The following is a 1,903-nucleotide window of genomic DNA, read 5'->3' as shown; positions in this document are numbered from 1 at the left end:
GGTCCTGCATCGAGAAAACCGACTACCCGTTCCCGGAGGAGTTGGTGCTGTCAACACCGTCCCGGTGAACGGTTACGGGGCCGAGAAGGCACCCGAGCTTGAGCTGGCACAGCTGACCCAGCGCTACGTGGGCTGGTTCCGCGGCACCGTCAACGGCGGCATGCAGATGGCCGAATGGGTCGGTGACTCCGGCGAGAACGTCATCGAGGGTGCCGGCAGCGACACCGACGAAGATGGCGTCCCGCAAGTGACCGCCGCTGGTGGCAAGCACGGCACCGCCATGGTGATGGCCACCAAGGCGCTGATCACCGAAAAATAATCAGCCACTCGCTGAATAGAAAAAGGGAGCCATATCGGCTCCCTTTTTAGTTGTGACGTCTGACGTTGGCAATGGTGTCACCCCAGCTTGGCCAGCATCGGCTTGGTCACCAGCACGATGCCCTGCTCGGAGCGGTAGAAGCGGCGGCTATCCTCGTCTGCATTCTCCCCCACCACCAGGCCGTCTGGCAGCTTGCACCCCTTGTCCACCACCACCCGGCGCAAGCGGCAACCAGCCCCGATCTCGACCCCGGGGAAGATCACCGCCTGATCCAGGGTACAGAAGGAGTGCACCCGCACGTTGGTGAACAACACCGAGTTGAGCACGAAGGAGCCGCTCACGATGGAGCCCCCCGCGAACATGGAGTTGATGGTCATGCCGTGCTGCCCGTTTCTGTCCTGCACGAACTTGGCCGGGGGCGACATGTTCTGGCTGGTCCAGATGGGCCAGTTCTCGTCATAGATGTCGAGCTCGGGCACCACGGAGGCAAGGTCCATGTTCGCCTCCCAGAACGAATCCAGGGTCCCCACGTCACGCCAGTAGGGTTTTTGCCCCTCCTTGGCCCCGACACAGGACATGTTGAACGGGTGGGCAAAGGCCTTGCCCTCCCCCACGATGCGCGGGATCACGTCCATGCCGAAGTCGTGCTTGGACTCCAGGTTGTGGATGTCCTCCTCCAGCAGCTGATAGAGATATTCCGCCTCGAAGATGTAGATCCCCATGGAAGCCAGGGAGACCTGGTCATTGCCCGGCATGGCGGGCGGGTTGGCCGGTTTCTCGACGAAGGCGCGGATTTTGCGCTGCTCGTCGATGTCCATCACCCCGAAGGCGGACGCCTCCGCACGCGGCACCTCGATGCAGGCCACCGTCACCTTGGCGCCGAGGCGCACGTGATCGAGCAGCATAGCGGCATAGTCCATCTTGTAGATGTGATCCCCCGCCAGCACCACTATGTATTTGGGGCCGTAGTCGCGAATGATGTCGACGTTCTGGTAGATGGCATCGGCGGTGCCGCGATACCAGTGCACCTCGTCCACCCGTTGCTGGGCAGGCAGCAGATCGATGAACTCGTTCATCTGATAGCGCAGGAAGGACCAGCCCGATTGCAGGTGGCGCAGCAGGCTGTGGGACTTGTACTGGGTGACCACACCCACCCGGCGAATGCCGGAGTTGATGCAGTTGGAGAGCACGAAATCGATGATGCGGAACTTGCCGCCGAAATGGACGGCGGGCTTGGCGCGGTTGTCGGTCAACTGCTTCAGGCGACTACCACGTCCCCCTGCGAGCACCAAGGCCATACTCTGATTCAATAGTTGCCGTGCTTTGGCTGTGTCTACGGGTTCTTGCAACATATTTACCTCTGCTCTGTTGGGGCTGTTTTCAACCCATCTTCGCTTTTTTCACAAACTATGAAAGTGTTTTCACTCACATTTAGTTGCTTTCCGCCGGTCCTTTTCACGGAGTTGCGTGAGTACTCATGCTTTGTGCCGGCGGCTTGGTTAGAATTTCGTAACTGTTCACCCAGATGGCATTGACAGGAAAAAGTGAGACGATCATCCCTTGATCCACTGTTGCCCCTTGCCT

At 59.7% G+C, this 1,903-nt stretch carries 1 protein-coding gene and 1 pseudogene; one reads left to right on the top strand and one right to left on the bottom strand.

Annotated elements, in window-relative coordinates; genetic code table 11:
* Positions 1–76: 76 nt before the first annotated feature.
* Positions 77–319 (top strand): annotated as a pseudogene (locus tag OKC40_RS22275) (hypothetical protein); the annotation flags it as partial.
* 77 nt (positions 320–396) lie between these two features.
* Here the strand turns inward: OKC40_RS22275 and glgC are convergent.
* The gene (glgC, locus tag OKC40_RS22270; protein ID WP_043852307.1) at positions 397–1,671 is read right to left on the bottom strand and encodes a glucose-1-phosphate adenylyltransferase; all 1,275 of its coding nucleotides are present in this window, start codon (positions 1,669–1,671) and stop codon (positions 397–399) included.
* Between the last annotated feature and the right edge of the window lie 232 nt (positions 1,672–1,903).

Origin of the sequence: Aeromonas sp. QDB11 (assembly GCF_027705265.1) — a bacterium.
Taxonomy (GTDB): Bacteria; Pseudomonadota; Gammaproteobacteria; order Enterobacterales; family Aeromonadaceae; genus Aeromonas; species Aeromonas allosaccharophila.
This window is presented reverse-complemented; position numbering and strand designations above follow the sequence as displayed.